At 71.4% G+C, this 19,584-nt stretch carries 15 protein-coding genes and 1 pseudogene; 10 read left to right on the plus strand and 6 right to left on the minus strand.

The genetic code is table 11. The annotated features are described in order from the left end of the window. The first annotated feature begins 88 nt into the window (after positions 1–88). On the plus strand, positions 89–448 hold the full coding sequence (locus tag OG799_RS16880) for a YciI family protein (protein WP_406045984.1): 360 nt from the start codon (positions 89–91) through the stop codon (positions 446–448). 5 nt (positions 449–453) lie between these two features. Here the strand turns inward: OG799_RS16880 and OG799_RS16885 are convergent, their stop codons facing one another. The 3 genes from OG799_RS16885 to OG799_RS16895 all read right to left on the minus strand — a co-directional run bounded on the left by OG799_RS16885 (position 454) and on the right by OG799_RS16895 (position 3,054). After that, positions 454–921: a cytidine deaminase family protein gene (locus OG799_RS16885; RefSeq protein ID WP_406045985.1), complete on the minus strand. Its 468-nt coding sequence runs from the start codon at positions 919–921 to the stop codon at positions 454–456. 55 nt (positions 922–976) lie between these two features. Next, positions 977–2,392: an RNA-guided endonuclease InsQ/TnpB family protein gene (locus tag OG799_RS16890; RefSeq protein WP_406045986.1), complete on the minus strand. Its 1,416-nt coding sequence runs from the start codon at positions 2,390–2,392 to the stop codon at positions 977–979. A 101-nt stretch (positions 2,393–2,493) separates the two neighbouring features. Beyond that, a complete protein-coding gene (locus tag OG799_RS16895; protein WP_406045987.1) occupies positions 2,494–3,054 on the minus strand; it encodes a CGNR zinc finger domain-containing protein in 561 nt (186 codons plus the stop codon). Positions 3,055–3,115: 61 nt separating this feature from the next. Between OG799_RS16895 and OG799_RS16900 the strand changes: the two genes are divergently transcribed. Further along, entirely contained in the window at positions 3,116–4,423 is a 1,308-nt protein-coding gene (locus OG799_RS16900; RefSeq protein WP_406045988.1) for an MFS transporter, read from the plus strand. A 44-nt stretch (positions 4,424–4,467) separates the two neighbouring features. Next, on the plus strand, positions 4,468–8,490 hold the full coding sequence (gene hrpA, locus OG799_RS16905) for an ATP-dependent RNA helicase HrpA (protein WP_406045989.1): 4,023 nt from the start codon (positions 4,468–4,470) through the stop codon (positions 8,488–8,490). A gap of 59 nt (positions 8,491–8,549) precedes the next feature. On the opposite strand, the gene OG799_RS16910 is transcribed toward hrpA, so the two are convergent. Then, positions 8,550–10,502: a multicopper oxidase family protein gene (locus OG799_RS16910; RefSeq protein ID WP_406045990.1), complete on the minus strand. Its 1,953-nt coding sequence runs from the start codon at positions 10,500–10,502 to the stop codon at positions 8,550–8,552. A gap of 590 nt (positions 10,503–11,092) precedes the next feature. On the opposite strand from OG799_RS16910, the gene OG799_RS16915 reads away from it, so the two are divergent. Beyond that, a complete protein-coding gene (locus OG799_RS16915; RefSeq protein ID WP_406045991.1) occupies positions 11,093–11,620 on the plus strand; it encodes a hypothetical protein in 528 nt (175 codons plus the stop codon). 1 nt (position 11,621) lies between these two features. Here the strand turns inward: OG799_RS16915 and OG799_RS16920 are convergent, their stop codons facing one another. Next, the gene (locus OG799_RS16920; protein WP_406045992.1) at positions 11,622–12,551 is read right to left on the minus strand and encodes a LysR family transcriptional regulator; all 930 of its coding nucleotides are present in this window, start codon (positions 12,549–12,551) and stop codon (positions 11,622–11,624) included. A gap of 35 nt (positions 12,552–12,586) precedes the next feature. Between OG799_RS16920 and OG799_RS16925 the strand changes: the two genes are divergently transcribed. From OG799_RS16925 to OG799_RS16935, 3 genes are read left to right on the plus strand one after another with little or no spacing between them, the layout of a single operon-like run. Then, on the plus strand, positions 12,587–13,318 hold the full coding sequence (locus OG799_RS16925; RefSeq protein ID WP_406045993.1) for a succinate dehydrogenase cytochrome b subunit: 732 nt from the start codon (positions 12,587–12,589) through the stop codon (positions 13,316–13,318). 2 nt (positions 13,319–13,320) lie between these two features. Beyond that, positions 13,321–15,258 carry a fumarate reductase/succinate dehydrogenase flavoprotein subunit gene (locus OG799_RS16930; protein ID WP_406045994.1) on the plus strand — a complete coding sequence of 646 codons (1,938 nt, stop codon included), beginning with the start codon at positions 13,321–13,323 and terminating at the stop codon, positions 15,256–15,258. Then, positions 15,255–16,016 carry a succinate dehydrogenase/fumarate reductase iron-sulfur subunit gene (locus OG799_RS16935; protein ID WP_406045995.1) on the plus strand — a complete coding sequence of 254 codons (762 nt, stop codon included), beginning with the start codon at positions 15,255–15,257 and terminating at the stop codon, positions 16,014–16,016. The genes OG799_RS16930 and OG799_RS16935 overlap by 4 nt, the downstream gene beginning before the upstream one ends. Before the next feature lie 299 nt (positions 16,017–16,315). Here OG799_RS16935 and OG799_RS16940 read toward each other — a convergent pair whose 3' ends face one another. Beyond that, positions 16,316–16,909 carry a hypothetical protein gene (locus tag OG799_RS16940; protein WP_406045996.1) on the minus strand — a complete coding sequence of 198 codons (594 nt, stop codon included), beginning with the start codon at positions 16,907–16,909 and terminating at the stop codon, positions 16,316–16,318. A gap of 779 nt (positions 16,910–17,688) precedes the next feature. Here OG799_RS16940 and OG799_RS16945 point away from each other — a divergent pair. From OG799_RS16945 to OG799_RS16955, 3 genes and pseudogenes are all read left to right on the plus strand, one after another. Next, a pseudogene (locus OG799_RS16945) lies at positions 17,689–17,826 on the plus strand (glutathione-dependent formaldehyde dehydrogenase); the annotation flags it as partial. 11 nt (positions 17,827–17,837) lie between these two features. After that, positions 17,838–18,359 carry an SDR family NAD(P)-dependent oxidoreductase gene (locus OG799_RS16950; RefSeq protein WP_406046308.1) on the plus strand — a complete coding sequence of 174 codons (522 nt, stop codon included), beginning with the start codon at positions 17,838–17,840 and terminating at the stop codon, positions 18,357–18,359. Between the two features lie 121 nt (positions 18,360–18,480). Beyond that, positions 18,481–19,566: an MBL fold metallo-hydrolase gene (locus tag OG799_RS16955; RefSeq protein WP_406046309.1), complete on the plus strand. Its 1,086-nt coding sequence runs from the start codon at positions 18,481–18,483 to the stop codon at positions 19,564–19,566. Positions 19,567–19,584: the final 18 nt, after the last annotated feature.

A 19,584-nucleotide genomic window follows, 5' to 3' on the forward strand; every position in this document is an offset into this window, starting at 1 on the left:
GCCGGGCCGGGCGGTCGACGCCGCCCGGATGGGTCCGCTACCGGCAACAGGCGGACAATCCTGGTGTTTTCGCCCCTAGGCTGGCGGCATGCGATTCGACCAGCACACCGTCGTCCTCCTGGTCCGGCCGCCGGACCCGCCCGAGCTGCCGCTGGACGCGGTCGACCGCCTGCAGGACGCGCACCTGGCGCACCAGGCCGGGCTGGTGGAGCAGGGCGCGGTCCTCGCCGCCGGCCCGTTCCTCGGCGCCGACGACGACCGGCTGCGCGGCTTCGTCGTGCTCTCGGTGGACCCGGAGATGGCTCTCGAGCTGTACGCCAACGACCCGGCCGTCCGGGCCGGACGCCTGGTCGCCCAGGTGATGAGCTGGATGGTCCCGGAGGGCAACGTGCGCTTCGAGCAGGTGCCGGTCCCCCGGTCGATGCTGGAGGCGGCGTCGGGCGACTGACCGGGTCAGTCCTCCGCGGCCTGGCGGCTGCCGGGCACCACGGGCATTGGCCACACCCCGGTCCGCGGCACCGTCGCCAGCTCCACCTGCTGGTCGGCCCAGACGTACGTCTCGGGCAGCAGGTCGGCCACCGGGACCGCACGCAGCCCGTCCGCCGGGCCGACGATGACCTTGATCGACGGGAAGTAGTCGAGCAGCACCTGCCGGCAGCGGCCGCACGGCGGGATGACGCCCCGGCCCCGGTCCCCCACCGCGACGATGGTCTCCAGCTCGGTCACGCCCTGGGTCGCGGCGGCGCCGATCGCCACCACCTCGGCGCACGGTCCGCCGGTGAAGTGGTAGACGTTCACGGCGGTGAAGACCCGCCCGTCGGCGCTGCGCGCGGCGGCGGCGACGGTGTGGTTCTCGCTGCGGCAGCGCAGCTTGGCGACGGCAGTGGCCGCCTGCACCAGCGCCCGGTCCGTGTCCCGCATGATCATCCAGTCCCTGTCCTCGACGTCGGTCGGCGAAACTCTAGTGCGGTGTCCACTAACGGTCACCGGGTTTGCGGTGGGTGTTGTGGATCCTCGCCTTGGGGGCGAGCGACTCCCCACCCGTTGGTGGGGCGGGCCTCCGCGGGCCAACTGATCCTCGCGCCACCCGTGGGCGGCGGGGGTCACGTCGGGACCGGCCGGCACCGGGCAGGTGCCGTCCGGCTCGACGGTGCGTGACCACCTCCGGCAGCACAACAGCTGCGAGGGTGGTGGATCCGCCGCCCGGAACACGGGCGGCGATGCTGGCGGCCGCGACCAAGTCGCGGTGCCCGGAGAAGGCGCAGTGCGGGCACGACAGGGTCCGCCCACGGGGTTTCGGCACCCGCCTTCCGCAAGCGGGGCAGGTCGAGGACGTGCCTCGCTCGTCGACCAGCCGGACGGTGATGCCGGCCAGGGCGGCCTTGTCGGTGAGGACCTGCAGGAGCCGCCCGATCTGCCACTGCCGCAACCGCAGGTTGTGCCGCCGCCCCGCCGGCAAGTCCAACACCCCACGGGGATCACCCACGTGCAACACACCCACCCGCTCCCGCACCGCCCACGACACGACCGTGCGGGCCGCCTCGTGCTGGGCCTGCCGGACCCGCCGCCGGTGCCGGCCCTCCACCAGGCGTGCCCGGCGCCGGTACTGCCGCCACCGCCGCGACCCCTTCTTACCCGGCTTCGGCGCCCGCCGGGCGACCGCGCGATGCCGGCCCTTGTTGTCGGCCAGGTGCATCCGGTGTTCGGCGCGGATCGCCCGCCCCGACACCAGCAGCGCCTCCCCGTCGGGGCCGGCCACGGCGTAGGGGTGGATGATCCCGAGATCCACCCCGGCCACCCGGGCCGGATCCGGTTGTTCACCTGGCGGGTAGACCGCCACCGGCACCTCAGCGGTCACGTCGAGGAACAGGCGGCCACTCTCACACAGCAGCGTGACCGACCGGACCTGCTCGGCCGGATACGGCACCTCCCGCGCCAGACGCACCCACAATGGCGGAGTGCCTTTGGCAGTGGGGATCCGGACCCGGCGTCCCTCGAGGGTGAACGTGCCGTGATACCAGCGCACCGGCAGCAGCGGCCGCCGACGACGCGGAAACCCCGCCGACAAGTCACCTGCATTGCGGCGTTTCGCCGCCGCGAACCACGCATCGGAGAACCGGCGCAACACCGACCGGGCGCCGACGGAATCCAGTTCCGCGAACGTGCCCGGCCCCGACGCCGCCAACTCCCGACACAACTCCTGATAACCGGACAGGGGTACGTCCCGGCGGCAGCGCCGCCACCCGTTGACCTCCAACACACACGCCCACACATCACCGGCCGAGCGCAGCAGCCCGAAACACCGCCGCCGCTGCCCCGGCGTCACCCGCAACGCGACGCGCGCGGTGCGGTGCACAACCCGCAGCGCGGCGGGATCCCGACGACGAGGCACGAACCGAAGCCAACACCACCCCTACGACAATTTCCCAACCCCGACCAACCCGGCCAACGTTTGTGGACACGGCACTAGCTGGTACGACCCGCGATCCCTGCTCAGGCGGGCCGGCCACGCCGCCGGTACGTCCGCATCTTGGCGCGGCTGCCGCAGATGCTCATCGTGCACCAACGGCTACGCCCGGCCGGGCTGTGGTCGTAGTAGACCCAGCGGCACTCGTGTGCGGCGCACGCCTTCAGCCGCGGCCAGGTGCCGTCCACGACCGCGGTCAGCACGGTCCGACCGACCTCGGCGACCAGAGCCGGGAACCCGGTCAGCCCGGGCACCGGCTCCGGACGGGCCCTGCCGGCGGGGTCGATGCCGACCCTCAGCGGCGCCGCCCTGAACTCGCCGTCGAGCGCGGCGAGCGTGGCGGCGGGCACGTCGACTCCGGTGTGGGCCTGGCAGACGTCCCGCAGCGCCTCCCGGAGCCGGCGCGCGCGCTCGACATCGGCGGCGGCGAAGGTCAGCCCGTCGAGGCCGTGCGCGGCGCAGAAGGTCGCGAGGTCCGCGACGGTGCGCAGGTCGTCCCGTCCCACCTCGATGTCGACGGTGTTGGCCAGGTCCTGCACCAGGGCGAGGGACGCCGGCGCGGGAGCGCGATCGCCGGGCTGGGGCATGACAGGAGCTTACCGCTATGGCAGCATCATCCGGTAACCGTTACTGGAAGGGGCCGTCATAGTGGTAACGAACCCGGGGCTACTCGCCCGCAACCGCGACTTCCGCAGGTTCTGGGCGGGGCACACGGTCTCCGTGGTGGGGACCCAGGTCACGGCGGTCGCGCTGCCCCTGGTGGCCTCGCTGACCCTGGGCGCGGGCGCGGCCGGGGTGGCCGCCGTCGCCACCGCCGGCTTCCTGCCGAACCTGCTGCTGCCCCTGCTGGTCGGGCACTGGCTGGAACACCGCCGCCGGCGGCGGATCCTGGTGGTCGCCGACCTGGTCCGCGCCGTCGCGCTGGCCGCGGTGCCGGTCGCACTTGTCGTCGGCGCTCTCTCCATGCCGCTGCTGGTGGCGGTCGCCCTGACCGTGGGCGCGGCCAGCGTGGTCTTCGAGATCGGCAGCTTCGCCTACGTGCCGTCACTGGTCGCCGAGGCGGACCTCCCCGCGGCGAACCAGGCCACCCAGGGCTCCACCACGGCCGCGCAGGTGGGCGGGCCCGGGCTGGCCGGCGGGCTGGCCCAACTGCTCGGCCCGGCACCGGCCCTCGCCCTGGACGCCGTGAGCTACCTGGCCAGCGCCGCCGGGGTGGCCGGCGCGCGACGGCCGGAGCCCGTTCCGACCCGACAGGACGAGAAAACCGGGATCCTCTCCGGGCTCCGGGCCATCGCGGTCAACCCCTGGCTCCGGGCGCTGACCGCGCACGCCGCGATCTACAACGGTGCGGCCCAGATCCTGGTGGTCAACCTGGTGGTCTACGCCGTCACGGACCGGAGACTGGGCCCGGGCCTGTTCGGCCTGGCGCTGAGCGCGGCGGGGGCCGGGGCATTCCTGGGCACCCTCGCCTCCCTCCGGCTCGCCACCCGGTTCGGGTATGGCCGGACCTTCGCCGGCGCGCTGACGCTCTCCACCGGTACCCCGCTGCTGATCGCCGTCCTGCCCGGTACCGGGTCGGCCCTGGCCGCCACCCTCGCGCTGGTCCAGCTCGTCAGCGGTTTCGGGCTCGGCACCGCCAACGTCCTGTCGGTGACGCTGCGGCAGGTCGTGATGCCCCGGGGCAGCCTCGCCCGCAGCAACGGCGGCTACCGGCTGCTCACATTCGGCGTACTGCCGCTGGGCAGCGCGCTCGGCGGCGTGCTCGGGCAGACCCTCGGCAGCCGGGTCGGGGTGGCGGTCGGCGCGGCCGGCCTGGCCCTGTCGGCGGTCCCGATGTGCACCCGTCGGATCCGGTCGCTGCGCCGCCCCGACGAGGCGAAGCCGCCCGTCACCGACCCGACGGCGGCATCCGCCGACCGGGACGCCGCCCGGCTGAACCCGGCCGCCCGGCGGTAACCCGGGGGCGGTCGGGCGTCGCCCTGCCTATTCTTGGCGACGACATGCAGAATCCAGCCGTACCCGCCGCGCCCGACACCGTTCGCGAGCTGCACCGCCGTCTCCCCGCCCTGATGTTCCGCGACCAGCGCCGGCTGCAACGGCGGCTGGACGGGGTCCGCCGGCTGCGCGACCCGGGGCGCCGGGAGGCCGCGCTCGCCGAGATCAGCGCCGACGTCGCCCGCGCCGAGGCGCGGCTGGCGAGCCGCCGGGCCGCCGTGCCGGTGATCACCTACCCGGCGCAGTTGCCGGTCAGCGAGCGCAGGGACGACATCGCCGCCGCGATCCGCGACCACCAGGTGGTGATCGTGGCCGGCGAGACCGGCTCCGGCAAGACCACCCAGCTGCCCAAGATCTGCCTGGAGCTGGGGCGCGGGATCAACGGCCTGATCGGGCACACCCAGCCGCGCCGGCTCGCCGCGCGTACGGTGGCCGACCGGATCGCCGAGGAGCTCGGCACGGAGCTGGGCGACGTGGTGGGCTACAAGGTCCGCTTCACCGACCAGGTGGGCGAGAACAGCCTGGTCAAGCTGATGACCGACGGCATCCTCCTGGCCGAGCTGCAGACCGACCGGATGCTGCGCCAGTACGACACGCTGATCATCGACGAGGCGCACGAGCGCAGCCTCAACATCGACTTCATCCTGGGCTACCTCCGGCAGCTCCTCCCCCGCCGCCCCGATCTCAAGGTGATCATCACCTCGGCGACCATCGAGACCGACCGGTTCGCCCGGCACTTCGCCGACGCCGACGGCGAGCCGGCGCCGATCGTCGAGGTGTCGGGCCGCACCTACCCGGTGGAGGTCCGCTACCGCCCGCTGGTCGAGGTCGCCGAGGCCGAGGAGGAGGACGAGGCCGACGAGGAGAACGTCCGCGACCAGATCCAGGCAATCGGCGACGCGGTCGAGGAGTTGGCCGCCGAAGGCCCGGGCGACATCCTGGTCTTCCTCAGCGGCGAGCGGGAGATCCGGGACACCGCCGACGCGCTGGGCAAGCTGGTGCAGAAGAAGCGGTCGCTGCTCGGCACCGAGATCCTGCCGCTGTACGCCCGCCTCTCCAGCGCCGAACAGCACCGGGTCTTCGCCCCGCACGCCGGACGGCGGGTGGTGCTCGCCACCAACGTCGCGGAGACCTCGCTGACCGTCCCCGGCATCAAGTACGTCGTCGACCCGGGCACCGCGCGGATCTCCCGCTACTCCAGCCGGCTCAAAGTGCAGCGGCTGCCCATCGAGCCGGTGTCGCAGGCCTCGGCCAATCAGCGCAAGGGCCGCTGCGGGCGTACCTCAGACGGCATCTGCATCCGGCTCTACGACGAGCAGGACTTCGAATCCAGGCCCGAGTTCACCGACCCGGAGATCCTGCGCACCAACCTGGCCTCGGTCATCCTCCAGATGACCTCGATCGGGCTGGGCGACATCGCCGCGTTCCCGTTCATCGACCCGCCGGACCGGCGCAACGTCACCGACGGCGTGAACCTGCTGCACGAGCTGGGCGCGCTGGACCCGGCCGAGACCGACCCGGCGAAGCGGCTCACCCCGCTGGGCCGGCGGCTGGCCCAGCTCCCGGTCGACCCGCGGCTGGCCCGGATGGTCCTGGAGGGCGAACGCAACGGCTGCGCCACCGAGGTGGTGGTGATCGCCGCAGCGCTGTCCATCCAGGACCCGCGGGAGCGGCCGGCGGAGAAGCAGGCCCAGGCCGACCAGGCGCACGCGCGGTTCGCCGACGCCGAGTCGGACTTCGTCGCCTTCCTCAACCTCTGGCGCTACCTGCGGGAGCAGCAGCGGGCGCTGTCGTCCAGCGCGTTCCGCCGGATGTGCAAGGCGGAATACCTGAACTACCTGCGAGTCCGCGAGTGGCAGGACATCGTCAGCCAGTTGCGCCAGGTGCTACGTACCCCGGAAGGAGGGCGACCGGCGCGCGACGGCGACGGCCGGCGCGGCCCGGCCGCGGACCTGCCGGAGGAGATCGACACCCCGAAGGTGCACCAGTCGCTGCTGCCCGGCCTGCTCTCGCACGTCGGGCTCAAGGACGCCCAGAAGCACGAGTACCTGGGCGCGCGGGGGGCGAAGTTCGCGCTCTTCCCCGGCTCGGCGCTGTTCAAGAAGCCGCCGCGCTGGGTGATGGCCGCCGAGCTGGTGGAGACCTCCCGGCTCTGGGGCCGGGTGAACGGCCGGATCGAGCCCGAGTGGGTCGAGCCCCTGGCCCAGCACCTGGTCAAGCGCAGCTACAGCGAGCCGCACTGGGAGAAGAAGCAGGCCGCGGTGATGGCCTACGAGAAGGTCACCCTCTACGGCATCCCGCTGGTCACTTCCCGGAAGGTCAATTTCGGTCGGATCGACCCGGCGCTGTCCCGGGAGCTGTTCATCCGGCACGCCCTCGTCGAGGGCGACTGGCAGACCCACCACCAGTTCTGGACGGACAACCAGCGGCTGCTGACCGAGATCGAGGAGCTGGAGAGCCGGGCCCGGCGCCGGGACATCCTGGTCGACGACGAGACGATCTTCGGCTTCTACGACGAGCGGATCCCCGCCGACGTGGTCTCCGGGCGGCACTTCGACGCCTGGTGGAAGAAGATCCGCCGGGAACGGCCCGACCTGCTCACCTTCACCCGCGAACTCCTGATCAACACCGGTCGGGGCGGGGTGGACGAGGCCGACTACCCGGACGAGTGGCGGGCCGACGGGGTGGCGCTGCCGCTGACCTACCGGTTCGAGCCAGGCACTCCCACCGACGGGGTGACCGTGGACATCCCGCTGCCGATGCTCAACCAGGTGCCGGCGGAGAGCTTCGACTGGCAGGTGCCGGGGCTGCGCGAGGAGCTGGTGGTCGCGCTGATCCGGTCGCTGCCCAAGGCGATCCGGCGCAACTTCGTCCCGGTGCCCGACTACGCCCGGGCCGCGCTCGCCGAGATGCCGGCCGGCGAGGAGCCGCTGCTCGACGCGCTCACCCGGCAGCTGCGCCGGATGACCGGGGTGACCGTGCCCCGGGACGCCTGGGACGTGCCGAAGCTGCCACCGCACCTGCGGGTGACGTTCCGGGTGCTCGGCGAGGACGACAAGCCGGTCGCCGAGGGCAAGGACCTGCCGGCCCTGCAGCGCGAGCTCCGTCAGGAGGTACGCCAGGTCGTCGCCGCCGCCGCGCCGGACGTGGCCCGGACCGGCCTGAAGGAGTGGAGCATCGGCACCCTGCCGCGCACCATCGAGCAGGTCCGCGCCGGGTACGCGGTGACCGCGTACCCGGCCCTGGTCGACGAGGGCACGACGGTCGGGGTGAAGGTCTTCGACTCCGAGGCCGAACAGGCCGCCGCGCACTGGGCGGGCACCCGGCGGCTGCTGCGGCTCACCGTCCCGTCCCCGGCGAAAATCCTCCAGGGGCGGCTGTCCAACGAGGCGAAGCTGGCGCTGAGCCGAAACCCGCACGGCGGGGTGCAGCAGCTCATCGAGGATGCCGCCGGGGCGGCGATCGACAAGCTGATCGGCGATGCGGGTGGCCCGGCCTGGGACGCCGACGGCTTCGCCGCGCTGCGCGACCGGGTCCGCGCCGACCTGGTCGACACCGTGGTCGAGGTGATGGACCGGGTCCGCAACGTGCTCGCCGCCGCGTACGCGGTGGAGCAGCGGCTCGGCGCGACCCGGAACCTGGCCGTGGTGGCCGCCCTGGCCGACATCCGAGCGCAGCTCGGCGGCCTGGTGCACGCCGGCTTCATCACCGAGGCCGGGTACGCCCGCCTGCCCGACCTGCTGCGCTACCTCACCGCCATCGAGCGGCGGCTGGACCGGCTGCCCGGCAACCCGCAGCGGGACAAACAGCTGCAGGACCGGGTCGCGGTGGTGCAGAAAGAGTACCAGGACATGCTCGCCGCGCTGCCGCCGACGAAGCGGCAGTCGGCGGCGGTCCGGCAGATCCGCTGGATGATCGAGGAGCTGCGGGTGAACGTCTTCGCCCAGGCGCTCGGCACCCCGTACCCGGTCTCCGAGCAGCGGATCTACCGGGCGATGGACGACGCCGAGGGGCGCCGAGGGGGCTGACCCGGACCGGCGGGGGCGAGGCGGTTGCTGATCCGCCTCGCCCTGCCGGTCAACCGGCGCTAACCGCGCCTGCCGGGGCCAGGATCATCCGGGCTGCCGGGCTGGATCGGGCCGATGCGGTAGGGCCGCATCATCTCGTTGTCCTCGTGCTCCACGATGTGGCAGTGCCAGACGAACTGGCCGGGGGTGTCGAACTTCGCCTTCACCCGCGTCACCTGTCCCGGGAGGGCGACCACCGTGTCCTTGAAGCCGGTCTCCCACGGCTCCGGGGGTTGCAGATCCGAACCCGGCACGACCTGCACCTGCTGCGTGGCTTCGGTCACGGTGATGTCCTGGCGGTTCACCACCTCGAACTTCACCTCGTGGATGTGGATTGGGTGAGCGTCAACGGTGGTGTTGTAGAGCTCCCACACCTCGGTGGCCTTGAGGGCCGGGTTCTCCGTGACGGGGTCCGCCCACAACCGGCGGGTCCAGGTTCCCGGGGCGGGGTCGTCCGCCACGGTGCCGAGCCCCGTCTCAGCGGGGGCGTCGAAGAACTCTGACACCTTCTCGAGCAGGGCCAGCGGCCGGGTGACGGTCGCGGCCGGCAGGTGTTTGATGGCGGGCAGCCGGAGGAACCGCGGCGGGGTCGAGGTGTCGGCATCGACAGCGGGCACGACCCGGAACTGCATGATCTGGCCCGTCGTGGCCGGGTCGGCAAGGTCGGGGTCGTCGATCGGAACCCCGCCGAACGGCGCGTCGGGGCCGACGTTGCCCAGCACGTAACTCCCGACCGGCACGTGGGTGAAGTCGACGATGAGGTCGGCCCGCTCGGCCGGGCCCATGAGCAACCGGTTCCCGTTGGTCGTGGTGAGGTCCACCGGGTCGGCGAGGAAGCCGCCCTCGTTGCCGATCGCCCACACCTCGACGCCGGGGATCTGGCTGAAGTCGAGGATGAGGAACCGCGAGTCACAACCGTTGAGGACCCGGAAACGGTAGCGGCGCTGCTCGACCTTCTGGAATGGCCAGGTGTTGCCGTTGACCATGATCATGTTGCCGAAGAACTCGGGGTTCCAGATCGGCGAGATGTCGGTGTCGGGGATGTACTCGGTGATCCCGTCGAAGAAGGCCCGCGTGTCCGGGTAGAACAGCGACCCGTCGTCGTTGAACGACCGGTCCTGGATCGCGAGAGGGATCTCGCGGTAGGTCTTGTCGGGCGGGTCGTTCTCCTGCGGCGCCGGCCCTGGCAGTGTCGCCCGGCGACCGGTGCGGCTGTCGCGCACCGCGTCGTCGCCGGCGGGGCCGCCGCGGATGATGTAGAAGCCCGCCGGGCCGGCGTACACGTTGAGCCGGGTCATGCCCAGGGTGTGGTCGTGGTACCAGTTCGTCGAGGCGCGGTCCGCGTTGGGGTACTGGAAGATGGCGAGCCCAGGCCGCCAGGTCACATCGAACTTCGTCGCCGCCTTGCCCTTGAAGAAGTTGTACCAGGTGCCCTCGGTGGCGAAGCCCTTCTCGATGTTGTGCGCGTCGGGCAGGTACCACGCCTCGGCGTACCCGTCGCTCTCGTCGCCCACCCCGACCGCACCGTGCACGTGGGTCACCAGGGGCACCGGGCCCGTGTACGGCCTCGGCGTCGAGGTGAACGTGGGGCGCGTGTCACGGCCGTCACGGCCACCGGGTGGGTTCGCCCAGTGCAGGGTCTGATCGACCGGCAACAGGTGCGGCAGGAACTTGCCACGCTTGTCGACCAGCTCGTTGATCCACTTGATCCGGACCGGTCGGTTGTGCCTCGCCTCGATCGTCAGCGACGGCGCGTGATGAAGGTCAGGATGCTTGCGTCCGTGTTTCTTCCCCCCGCCAACGGGGCCGTATCCCCACACCGTGGTGGCCGGCAGTCCCGCCGGCAGGATCTGCTCCTGGAACTGCCGCACCGAGATCTCGTAGTAGTCGATCTGTTTGCCGCCGCGCGAGCAGATGACATCCGCCCGCGGCATGGCCGGTGGGATGAGCAGCGGTGTCAGGAACTTCGGCACCGTGGTGGGGTCAAGCGAGCCCCCAGGGATCTGCGCCAGTGCCTGGGTCCCTCCCCCAGGCAGGTAGGCGTAGAGCGCCACACTGGCTCCCGCAACACCCACTGACTTGATGAAGGTACGCCGATTCAGCGGCCTGAGCGATGTGTCGACAAGATCCGTCATCTACTTAACCCCCGCGCCTCTACACCTCGTGCCCTAATGCACGCATATGACCGGATACGGGATTATTACCCGATTTCGCCGTTGATCCGACCGAAACAGCAGCCGCGTCCACCAAAATCCTGAATAGCCACCTTGCCGGGGCTGGCACGTCAAGCCCTCCAGCGCCTCGGTGAACAGTTCGGGAGCGACCCGGGTCTTCACCCCCGAGGGGCGGGACGCGGGTCGGGAAGGGCTGACAGCGCCGCGGTCCGCCGAGAGAACAGGGAGGCGACATGAGCTCCACGGAGAGCGCCAAGGACAAGGTCGAGCGGGGAACCGACGGCAGGGCGCGAATGGGGAGGAGCTGCAGGTGAACGTCTTCGACATACCCGGCCGCCAGCGGGGTACCCGGACCCGACGAGCCTCAGACGAGCCAAGGGTGGGTACGCATGGCGGCAGGGCCGACGTCCGAGGTCCGCTACCAGGCGCGGCGGCTCCGCGTCACCGTCGAGATGCCGTTCGACGAGTTCCGGAAGCGGTACGAGGCGGCCGTTCCCGTGTACGACCCGACGACGTTCGGCGCGCTCGTGGAGCGCGGGGCGGACTGGTCGGAGATGGTCGCCCTCATGGATCGTTCGGCGCCGCACGGGTTCCTCCGCTACTGGGGCAGCGATGTCGAGCCGCTGATGACCCTGGCCGGCGACCCCGGGCCGTGTGCCGTGTACCTGATGGGCAACCACGTGATCATCGAGGAGATGTACCGGTACGACCCGGACGCGTTCATGTACGCGCCGCTGCGTCCGGTGATCTCCAGCCGCTCGAGCGGCAGCACACAGTTCAGCATCGACCAGCCCAGCCTGCTCTTCGCCTCCTTCGGCGACGACCGCATCACGAAGGTCGGCGTCGAGCTGGACCGGAAGGTCGCCGCCCTGCTCCGGCACCTGGGCGCTCCGGTGCCACCAGCCCTCGCCGGCTGACCTACAGCGGCTCCACGCCGGCGGGGAGCTGGTCGGCGGCGGTGGCGTCGTGGACGTACTCCAGGAGGATGCGGCGCAGTTCGCGGCCGGCGTGGGTGGGCACGACGTCGCGCCGGCGGGCCACCGCGATGGTGCGGCGGACGCCGGGCGGGGCGAGCCGGGTGACCCGGATGCCGGGGCGGCGGGCGACCACGATGCCGGGCACCAGGGCGACGCCGAGTCCGGCCTCGACGAAGCTGAGCACGGCGTCCATCTCCCCGCCGTCGACCGAGAGGGTCGGTTCGAATCCGGCGTCCCGGCAGGCCTGGAGGGTGGCGTCGCGCAGGTCGTAGCCCTCGCGGAACATCACCAGCGGCTGGTCGCGCAGGTCGGTGATGCGCAGCTCGCCGGTGCCGGAGGTGGCCGGCAGCGGGTCCACCGAGGCGACCACCAGGCTCTCCCGCAGGATCGGGTCGGCGCGCAGGCCCGGGTCGGTGCCCGCCGACGGCATGATGATCAGCGCCAGGTCGAGGTCGCCGCGGAGCAGGTCGCGGACCAGGTCCTGTGAGCCGCCCTCCTCCACCCGGAGGTCGACGGTGGGGTGGGCGTCGCGGAACCGGCGCAGCACCGGCGGGGCGAGGGAGGTGGCCAGGCTGGGGGTGGCGCCCAGCCGGACCCGCCCCCGGCGGAGCCCGACCAGTTCCTGCACCTCCCGGGTGGCGGTGTCGACGTCGGCGAGGATCCGCTTGGCCAACGGGAGCAGCACCTCGCCCGCCGCGGTGAGGGCGATGTTGCCCCTTACCCGTTCGAAGAGCGGGGCCCCGAGGTCGGTCTCGAGGGCGTGAATTTGCTTACTCAACGAGGGCTGGGTTATGCCGACCAGGTCGGCAGCTTGGGTGAAATGTCGTACTTCTGCGACCGCAACGAAGTACCGGAGCTGATGGAGCTGCATCTACATAGCCTACGGCTATCAAGACTGCGAGGTCGATGCATTGGACGACTGATCAAACTGCTCCTAGCGTCGGTCAGGTGGTAATCACGAAAACTCGGTCGCCCATCCGCTCGAACGTCGGCCTGAAGGCCGTCATGGCGGTGACGGGCACTCTCCTGGTGCTGTTCCTCATCGCGCACATGCTCGGCAACCTGAAGGTGTTCACGGGGGAGACCTCGTTCGACCACTACGCGCACTGGCTGCGCGACATCGGCACGCCGCTGCTCCCACACACCTGGTACCTGTGGATCCAGCGCACGGTGCTCACCGTGGCCGTGTTGGCCCACATCGGGGCCGCCACCGTCCTCGCGATGCGCGCCCGCGCCGCCCGCCCGGTCCGGTACGCCCACCGCAAGAAGGTGCACGGCAGCTACGCGGCCCGCACCATGCGCTGGGGTGGGGTGATCATCCTGCTCTTCGTGATCTACCACATCCTGGATCTGACCACCGGTCACCTGAACCCGCAGGGCGACGCCAGCAACCCGTACGGCAACGTGGTCGCCGACTTCGCGCCGGAGCGCTGGTACGTCACGCTCTTCTACACCCTGGCGATCGTCACGCTCGGCTTCCACCTGCGCCACGGCGCCTTCAGCGCGTTCCGCAGCCTGGGCCAGCAGACCCCCAAGGGTGAGCGCCGGGCGCGCGCCGCGGCGCTGGTCCTCGCGGTCGCGCTCTGCGCCGGCTACCTGGTGGTTCCGTTCGCCGTACTCACCGGATTGGTGTCCTGACCATGGATCTCTTCATCGAGGGCGACCCGATCGCCGACACCAAGGCTCCCGAGGGCCCGATCGAGACCCGCTGGGACCGCCGCCGCTTCGAGGCGAAGCTGGTCAACCCGGCCAACCGCCGCAAGATGACGGTGATCGTGGTGGGCACCGGCCTGGCCGGCGGCTCGGCCGCGGCCACCCTGGCCGAGCAGGGCTACCAGGTCAAGTCCTACTGCTACCAGGACAGCCCGCGACGGGCGCACTCGATCGCCGCCCAGGGCGGCATCAACGCCGCCAAGAACTACCGCAACGACGGCGACTCGGTGCACCGGCTCTTCTACGACACCGTCAAGGGCGGCGACTTCCGCTCCCGGGAGTCGAACGTGCACCGCCTCGCCGAGGTCTCGGTCAACATCATCGACCAGTGCGTGGCGCAGGGCGTGCCGTTCGCCCGCGAGTACGGCGGACTGCTCGACACCCGCTCCTTCGGCGGCGCGCAGGTGCAGCGCACCTTCTACGCCCGGGGCCAGACGGGCCAGCAGTTGCTGCTCGGCGCGTACCAGGCGCTGGAGCGGCAGATCGGCCTCGGCAACGTGGAGATGAACGCCCGGCACGAGATGCTGGAGCTGATCATCGTCGACGGCAAGGCCCGGGGCATCGTCGTCCGGGACCTGGTCACCGGCGAGATCACCACGGAGATGGCCGACGCGGTGGTGCTCGCCTCCGGCGGCTACGGCAACGTCTTCTACCTCTCCACCAACGCCAAGGGCTGCAACGTCACCGCCACCTGGCGGGCGCACCGCAAGGGCGCGTACTTCGCCAACCCCTGCTACACGCAGATCCACCCGACCTGCATCCCGGTCTCCGGCGACCACCAGTCGAAGCTGACCCTGATGAGCGAGTCGCTGCGCAACGACGGCCGGGTCTGGGTGCCGAAGGCCAAGGACGACGACCGCAACCCGAAGGACATCCCCGAGGACGAGCGGGACTACTACCTGGAGCGGATCTACCCCTCCTTCGGCAACCTGGTCCCCCGCGACATCGCCTCCCGCGCCGCGAAGAACGTCTGCGACTCCGGCCGCGGCGTCGGGCCGACCAAGCTCGGCGTCTACCTCGACTTCGCCGACGCGATCAACCGGCTCGGCCGCAAGGCCATCGAGGCCAAGTACGGCAACCTCTTCGAGATGTACGAGCGGATCACCGGCGAGGACCCGTACGAGGTCCCGATGCGGATCTACCCGGCCGTGCACTACACGATGGGCGGCCTCTGGGTCGACTACGACCTCCAGTCGAGCATCCCGGGCCTGTTCGTGATCGGCGAGGCGAACTTCTCCGACCACGGCGCGAACCGGCTCGGCGCCTCGGCGCTGATGCAGGGCCTCGCGGACGGCTACTTCGTGCTGCCCAGCACCATCGCCAACTACCTGGCCGCCGGCCCGTTCGACAAGGTCGAGGCCAGCCACCCGGCGGTGGTCGAGGCGCGGGCGGACGTCGAGGACCGGATCCAGCGGCTGCTGGCCGTCAACGGCGACCGGACGGTGGACTCGTTCCACCGGGAGCTGGGCCAGATCATGTGGGAACACTGCGGCATGGAGCGCTCCGAGGCCGGTCTCCGGAAGGCGATCGATGAGATCCGGGCGCTGCGCGAGCAGTTCTGGCAGCGGGTCCGCGTCCCGGGCGACGGCGAGGGTCTCAACCAGTCGCTGGAGAAGGCCGGCCGGGTGGCCGACTTCTTCGAGCTGGCCGAGCTGATGTGCATCGACGCCCTGCACCGCGAGGAGTCCTGCGGCGGCCACTTCCGGGCCGAGCACCAGACCCCCGACGGTGAGGCGCAGCGCGACGACGAGCACTTCGCGTACGTGGCGGCCTGGGAGTACACCGGCACCGGCGAGTCGTCCGTGCTGCACAAGGAAGACCTGAAGTTCGAATACGTCCACCCCACGCAGCGGAGCTACAAGTGAACCTGACCCTGCGCATCTGGCGCCAGTCCGGCCCTGAGGACAAGGGTCGGATGGTGACCTACCAGGTCGACGACGTCTCCCCGGACATGTCGTTCCTGGAGATGCTCGACGTGCTCAACGAGCGGCTGATCCTCGCCGGCGAGGAGCCGGTGGCGTTCGACCACGACTGCCGCGAGGGCATCTGCGGCATGTGCGGCCTGATGATCAACGGCGACGCGCACGGGCCGCAGCGCGGCACCACCGCGTGCCAGCTGCACATGCGGCAGTTCAAAGACGGCGAGACGATCGACATCGAGCCGTGGCGGGCCCGCGCCTTCCCGGTCATCAAGGACCTGGTCGTCAACCGGAGCGCCTTCGACAAGATCATCGCGGCCGGCGGGTACATCACCGCGCCGACCGGCAGCGCCCCGGAGGCGCACTCCACGCCGGTGGCCAAGGCCAACGCGGACGCCGCCTTCGAGTCGGCCGCCTGCATCGGCTGCGGCGCCTGCGTGGCGGCCTGCCCGAACGGCTCCGGCATGCTCTTCACCGCCGCCAAGATCACCCAGCTCTCGCTGCTGCCGCAGGGCCAGCCCGAGCGGTACACCCGGGTCATTGGCATGGTCGACGCGCATGACGAGGCCGGCTTCGGCGGCTGCACCAACACCGGCGAGTGCACCGCGGTCTGCCCGAAGGGCATCCCGCTGAACACCATCGGCCGGCTCAACCGCGACTACCTCGCGGCCACCGCCAAGCGCGGCGACACCCCGGGCACCTGAGCACGCCTCTGAACCGACCGCCGTGCCCCAGCCGGAGTGCGGCGGTCGGCCGCTTTCCGGGCTTCGCTTGTTTTGCGGCCGTCCCTGGCTCGTCGTTGGTTGCGGTTGGGGGCTGGGGGCGACCGTCCCCGGCTCCGGGCGGTCAGGCTTGATCCCTGCGCCGGGAACGGTCGCCCCCAGCCCTGACGTTGGTCGCGGTCCGCCCGCCGGTCACGGTCTTGTCTGGGTACGTGGATATGCCGCTGGCCGGCACCCCGTGTTGGGGTGCCGGCCAGCGGCTTTGTGTTCGGTTGGGTGGGTCAGCTGTTCCAGTTGGCGGCGACGAGGTCGGCGGCCTGCTGCTCCCACTGGGCGTAGGCGTCCGGGTAGGCCGACACCTGCACGGTCTGGGCGGCCTCGGTCAGCGGCATGTCCTGCCAGCCGTCGACCTGCTTGAGGCCCTTCTCGAACGCCAGGGTCGCGTACTCGGGGTTGGTGATCTGCTCCGGCGTACCCCAACCACTGGACGGGCGCTGCTGGAACAGGCCCAGCGAGTCGTGGTCGTTGGCGTCACCCAGGTGACCCAGGTTCTCCAACTTCGACTCCTGCAGGGACGTGGCGATCGAGATGACCGCGGCCCGCTCCGGCAGACCGGCCTTCTTCGTCGCGGCGATGATCGCCTTCGCGTTGGCGGTCTGCTCGTCGTTCAGGGTGATCTTCGACTGGGCGCCCTGCACACCGTGCGGGATCAGCTTCGCCTTGTCGACGCCCGGCTTGTCGGCCTGCACCGCCACCGCGACCGGCTTGCCATCAACCGGGGTGGCCGCGTGGGCGGCGACCGGGCCGGCGAACACGCCGCCGGTGAAGGCCAGACCAGCGATACCGAGAATGCTCTTCCGCATGATCGTGTTCATGATGAAGCTCCATTCGGGGGTTGGCGTCACACCACCGACGGGGGTCAGCGGCAGACGCAAGCACCGTCAGGCGCTCAAAAGCACAAGGGGGAAAGTCTCTGCCCGGTCCGACCGCGGGGCGGGGCCTCTTCGCGGCGCCGGGACCATGTGTAACGACCGGCGGCCCACCACCATTCCCGGGGACCGTCCGGCCCGGTCGAGCGGGCCAGGTACTCGGTCGTACGCGATATGTAACGACCCCGGCCCGGCCACGATTCCGGCCCTGGGATGCCACCGGTCACACCCAGAAAACGGATATCCCGCCCAGACGATCCCTGCGATCACACGTCGACCACCAAGATCCACACAACCTGCGGCACATCGGGGCTTCACCACGCCCGCAGACACCAACCTGCCGCAACACGTCGACGGGACACGCGAACCGGACGATCCGGAGCCCACGGGCGGACCGGATCACGGCAGGGGTGTGGCCCGCCGTGACCGGCGCAGGGATCAAGCCTGACCGCACGGAGCCGGGCACGGCGGGCCACACCCCCACCGCAACCAACAACGACCGCAACGCCCCGTAGGGAGGTCCGGGGAGGTCCGGGGAGGTCCGGGGAGGTCCGGGGAGGTCCCCAGCGACCGGTTCAAGCGTCCCAGCGCGGGTAGCAGTCCGATGGACGGCACCGAGGAGGGACATTCAGGCATGAAGGCACTGACCTGGCAAGGCAAGCGTGACGTCCAGATCGAGGTCGTACCGGACCCCCGCATCGAGGAGCCGACCGACGCGATCGTCCGTGCTGGCCGGCGACGACGACCCGCTCGGCGTGGCGGACCTGCGGACCCACCGGCTTCCGTTGGAGCAGGCGCCGCAGGCGTACGAGATGTTCCAGAAGAAGCAGGACGGCTGCGTCAAGGTCGTGCTCGCGCCGTGACCCGGACGGTGGTGATCACCGGCGCGACCAGCGGGATCGGCCGGGCTGCGGCTCGGGAGTTCGCCGGGCACCGTCTGGTCCTCGCGGCCCGCTCCCCCGCCACCCTCGCCGAGGTACGCGAGGAGTGTCGGGCCGCCGGCGCGCCGGTGCTCGTCGTACCGACCGACGTGACCACACCCGACGCGGGTCGGCCGGCCCCCGCTGCCGATCACCACGCCGGAACGGGTGGCCCGGGCGATCGTGAGCTGCGCCGACCGGGCGTGCCGGGAGATCTCGGTGGGCCGGCTCAACGTGGTCATGCGGTTCGGCTTCACTGTCCTGCCCAGCCTGTACGGCGTGCTGGTCGGTCCGCTGATGCGGCTGGCCGGGCTGAGCAACCGGCCGGTGGCGCCGCACGACGGCATCATCTTCACGCCCAACCCGGCCGGCGAATCCGTCCGGGCGGCTGGCTGCCGAAGCTGTCGCAGGTGGTCCGCTCGGTCGGCGGAATGGGCGCGACGGTCGGGTCGGCGGTGCGGCGGCGGCTGGGCTGAGCGCGGGGGCGCGACGGCGTCCGGGTGGCTACCGTGTACTGCGGGACACGGCGGAGGGAACGAGATGGACGAGACAGCGGATCGGGCGGTCGAGCGGGCGCTCGGCCGCCGACTGTGGCGGATGGCCGGGGTGGCGGCGCTGGCCGGCGTGGCCTGGGTGGGGCGCGACGTGCCGGCACAGCTCGGCGGCCGGCTCACCGGCGCCCGGGCGGAGCGGGCGGCCCGCTCGCCCCAGTTCCGCGACGGCACCTTCCACAACCCGGCGAGCACCCGGACGATGATCGCCGACCCGGGCCGCAACCTGGTCAAGGAGCTGATCTTCGGCAAGCAGAAGCGGCGGCCCGACGGTGGGGTGCCGTTGCTGCGCCCGTCCGCCGCGCCCGCCCCCGACCCGGCCCGGGAGCTCAACGTCGTCTGGTACGGCCACGCCTCGGCGCTGATCGAGATCGAGGGGCACCGGGTGCTGCTCGACCCGGTGTGGAGCGACCGGTGCTCCCCGTCCGCCCTGATCGGCCCGCGCCGGATCCACGAGCCGCCGGTACGCCTCGACGAGCTGCCCCCGGTCGACGCCATCCTCATCTCCCACGACCACTACGACCACCTGGACCTGGAGACGGTGCGGGGGCTGCTCGCCCACCAGTCCGCCCCGTTCCTGGTGCCGCTCGGCGTCGGCGCCCACCTGGATCGGTGGGGCGTGCCCGCGGAGCGGATCATCGAGCTGGACTGGTCGGAGAGCCACCGGGTCGGCGGCCTGACCGTCACCGCCACCGCCGCCCAGCACTTCTCCGGCCGGGGGCTGCGCCGCGACGGCACGCTCTGGAGCTCCTGGGTGGTGGCCGGCGCGCACCGCCGGGCCTTCTACACCGGCGACTCCGGCTACTTCGCCGGGTACGCCGAGATCGGCGCGGAGCACGGACCGTTCGACGTCACGCTGATGCAGATCGGCGCGTACGACCGGGCCTGGCCGAGCATCCACATGTTCCCGGAGGAGGCGGTCGCCGCCCACCTCGACCTGCGCGGCGGGCTGTTCATCCCGGTGCACTGGGCAACGTTCAACCTGGCCCTGCACGACTGGTCCGAGCCGGTGAACCGGCTCTGGATGGAGGCGAAGGCCCGGGACGTCCGCCTGGCCGTGCCGCGCCCCGGCGAACGGGTGGTGGTGGACGACCCGCCGGCCGTGGACGGCTGGTGGCAGGCGATCGCCTGAGGTGCAAGGAGGGGCCCC

This window comes from Micromonospora sp. NBC_00898 (assembly GCF_045207895.1).
Classification (GTDB): domain Bacteria; phylum Actinomycetota; class Actinomycetes; order Mycobacteriales; family Micromonosporaceae; genus Micromonospora.

Coding starts and splice junctions, on each gene's coding strand:
- hrpA (WP_406045989.1), top strand. CDS start 4,468: ATGCAGAATCCAGCCGTACCCGCCGCGCCCGACACCGTTCGCGAGCTG.
- OG799_RS16895 (WP_406045987.1), bottom strand. CDS start 3,054: ATGCCCCAGCCCGGCGATCGCGCTCCCGCGCCGGCGTCCCTCGCCCTG.
- OG799_RS16915 (WP_406045991.1), top strand. CDS start 11,093: ATGGCGGCAGGGCCGACGTCCGAGGTCCGCTACCAGGCGCGGCGGCTC.
- OG799_RS16920 (WP_406045992.1), bottom strand. CDS start 12,551: ATGCAGCTCCATCAGCTCCGGTACTTCGTTGCGGTCGCAGAAGTACGA.
- OG799_RS16940 (WP_406045996.1), bottom strand. CDS start 16,909: ATGAACACGATCATGCGGAAGAGCATTCTCGGTATCGCTGGTCTGGCC.
- OG799_RS16930 (WP_406045994.1), top strand. CDS start 13,321: ATGGATCTCTTCATCGAGGGCGACCCGATCGCCGACACCAAGGCTCCC.
- OG799_RS16880 (WP_406045984.1), top strand. CDS start 89: ATGCGATTCGACCAGCACACCGTCGTCCTCCTGGTCCGGCCGCCGGAC.
- OG799_RS16925 (WP_406045993.1), top strand. CDS start 12,587: ATGCATTGGACGACTGATCAAACTGCTCCTAGCGTCGGTCAGGTGGTA.
- OG799_RS16885 (WP_406045985.1), bottom strand. CDS start 921: ATGCGGGACACGGACCGGGCGCTGGTGCAGGCGGCCACTGCCGTCGCC.
- OG799_RS16955 (WP_406046309.1), top strand. CDS start 18,481: ATGGCCGGGGTGGCGGCGCTGGCCGGCGTGGCCTGGGTGGGGCGCGAC.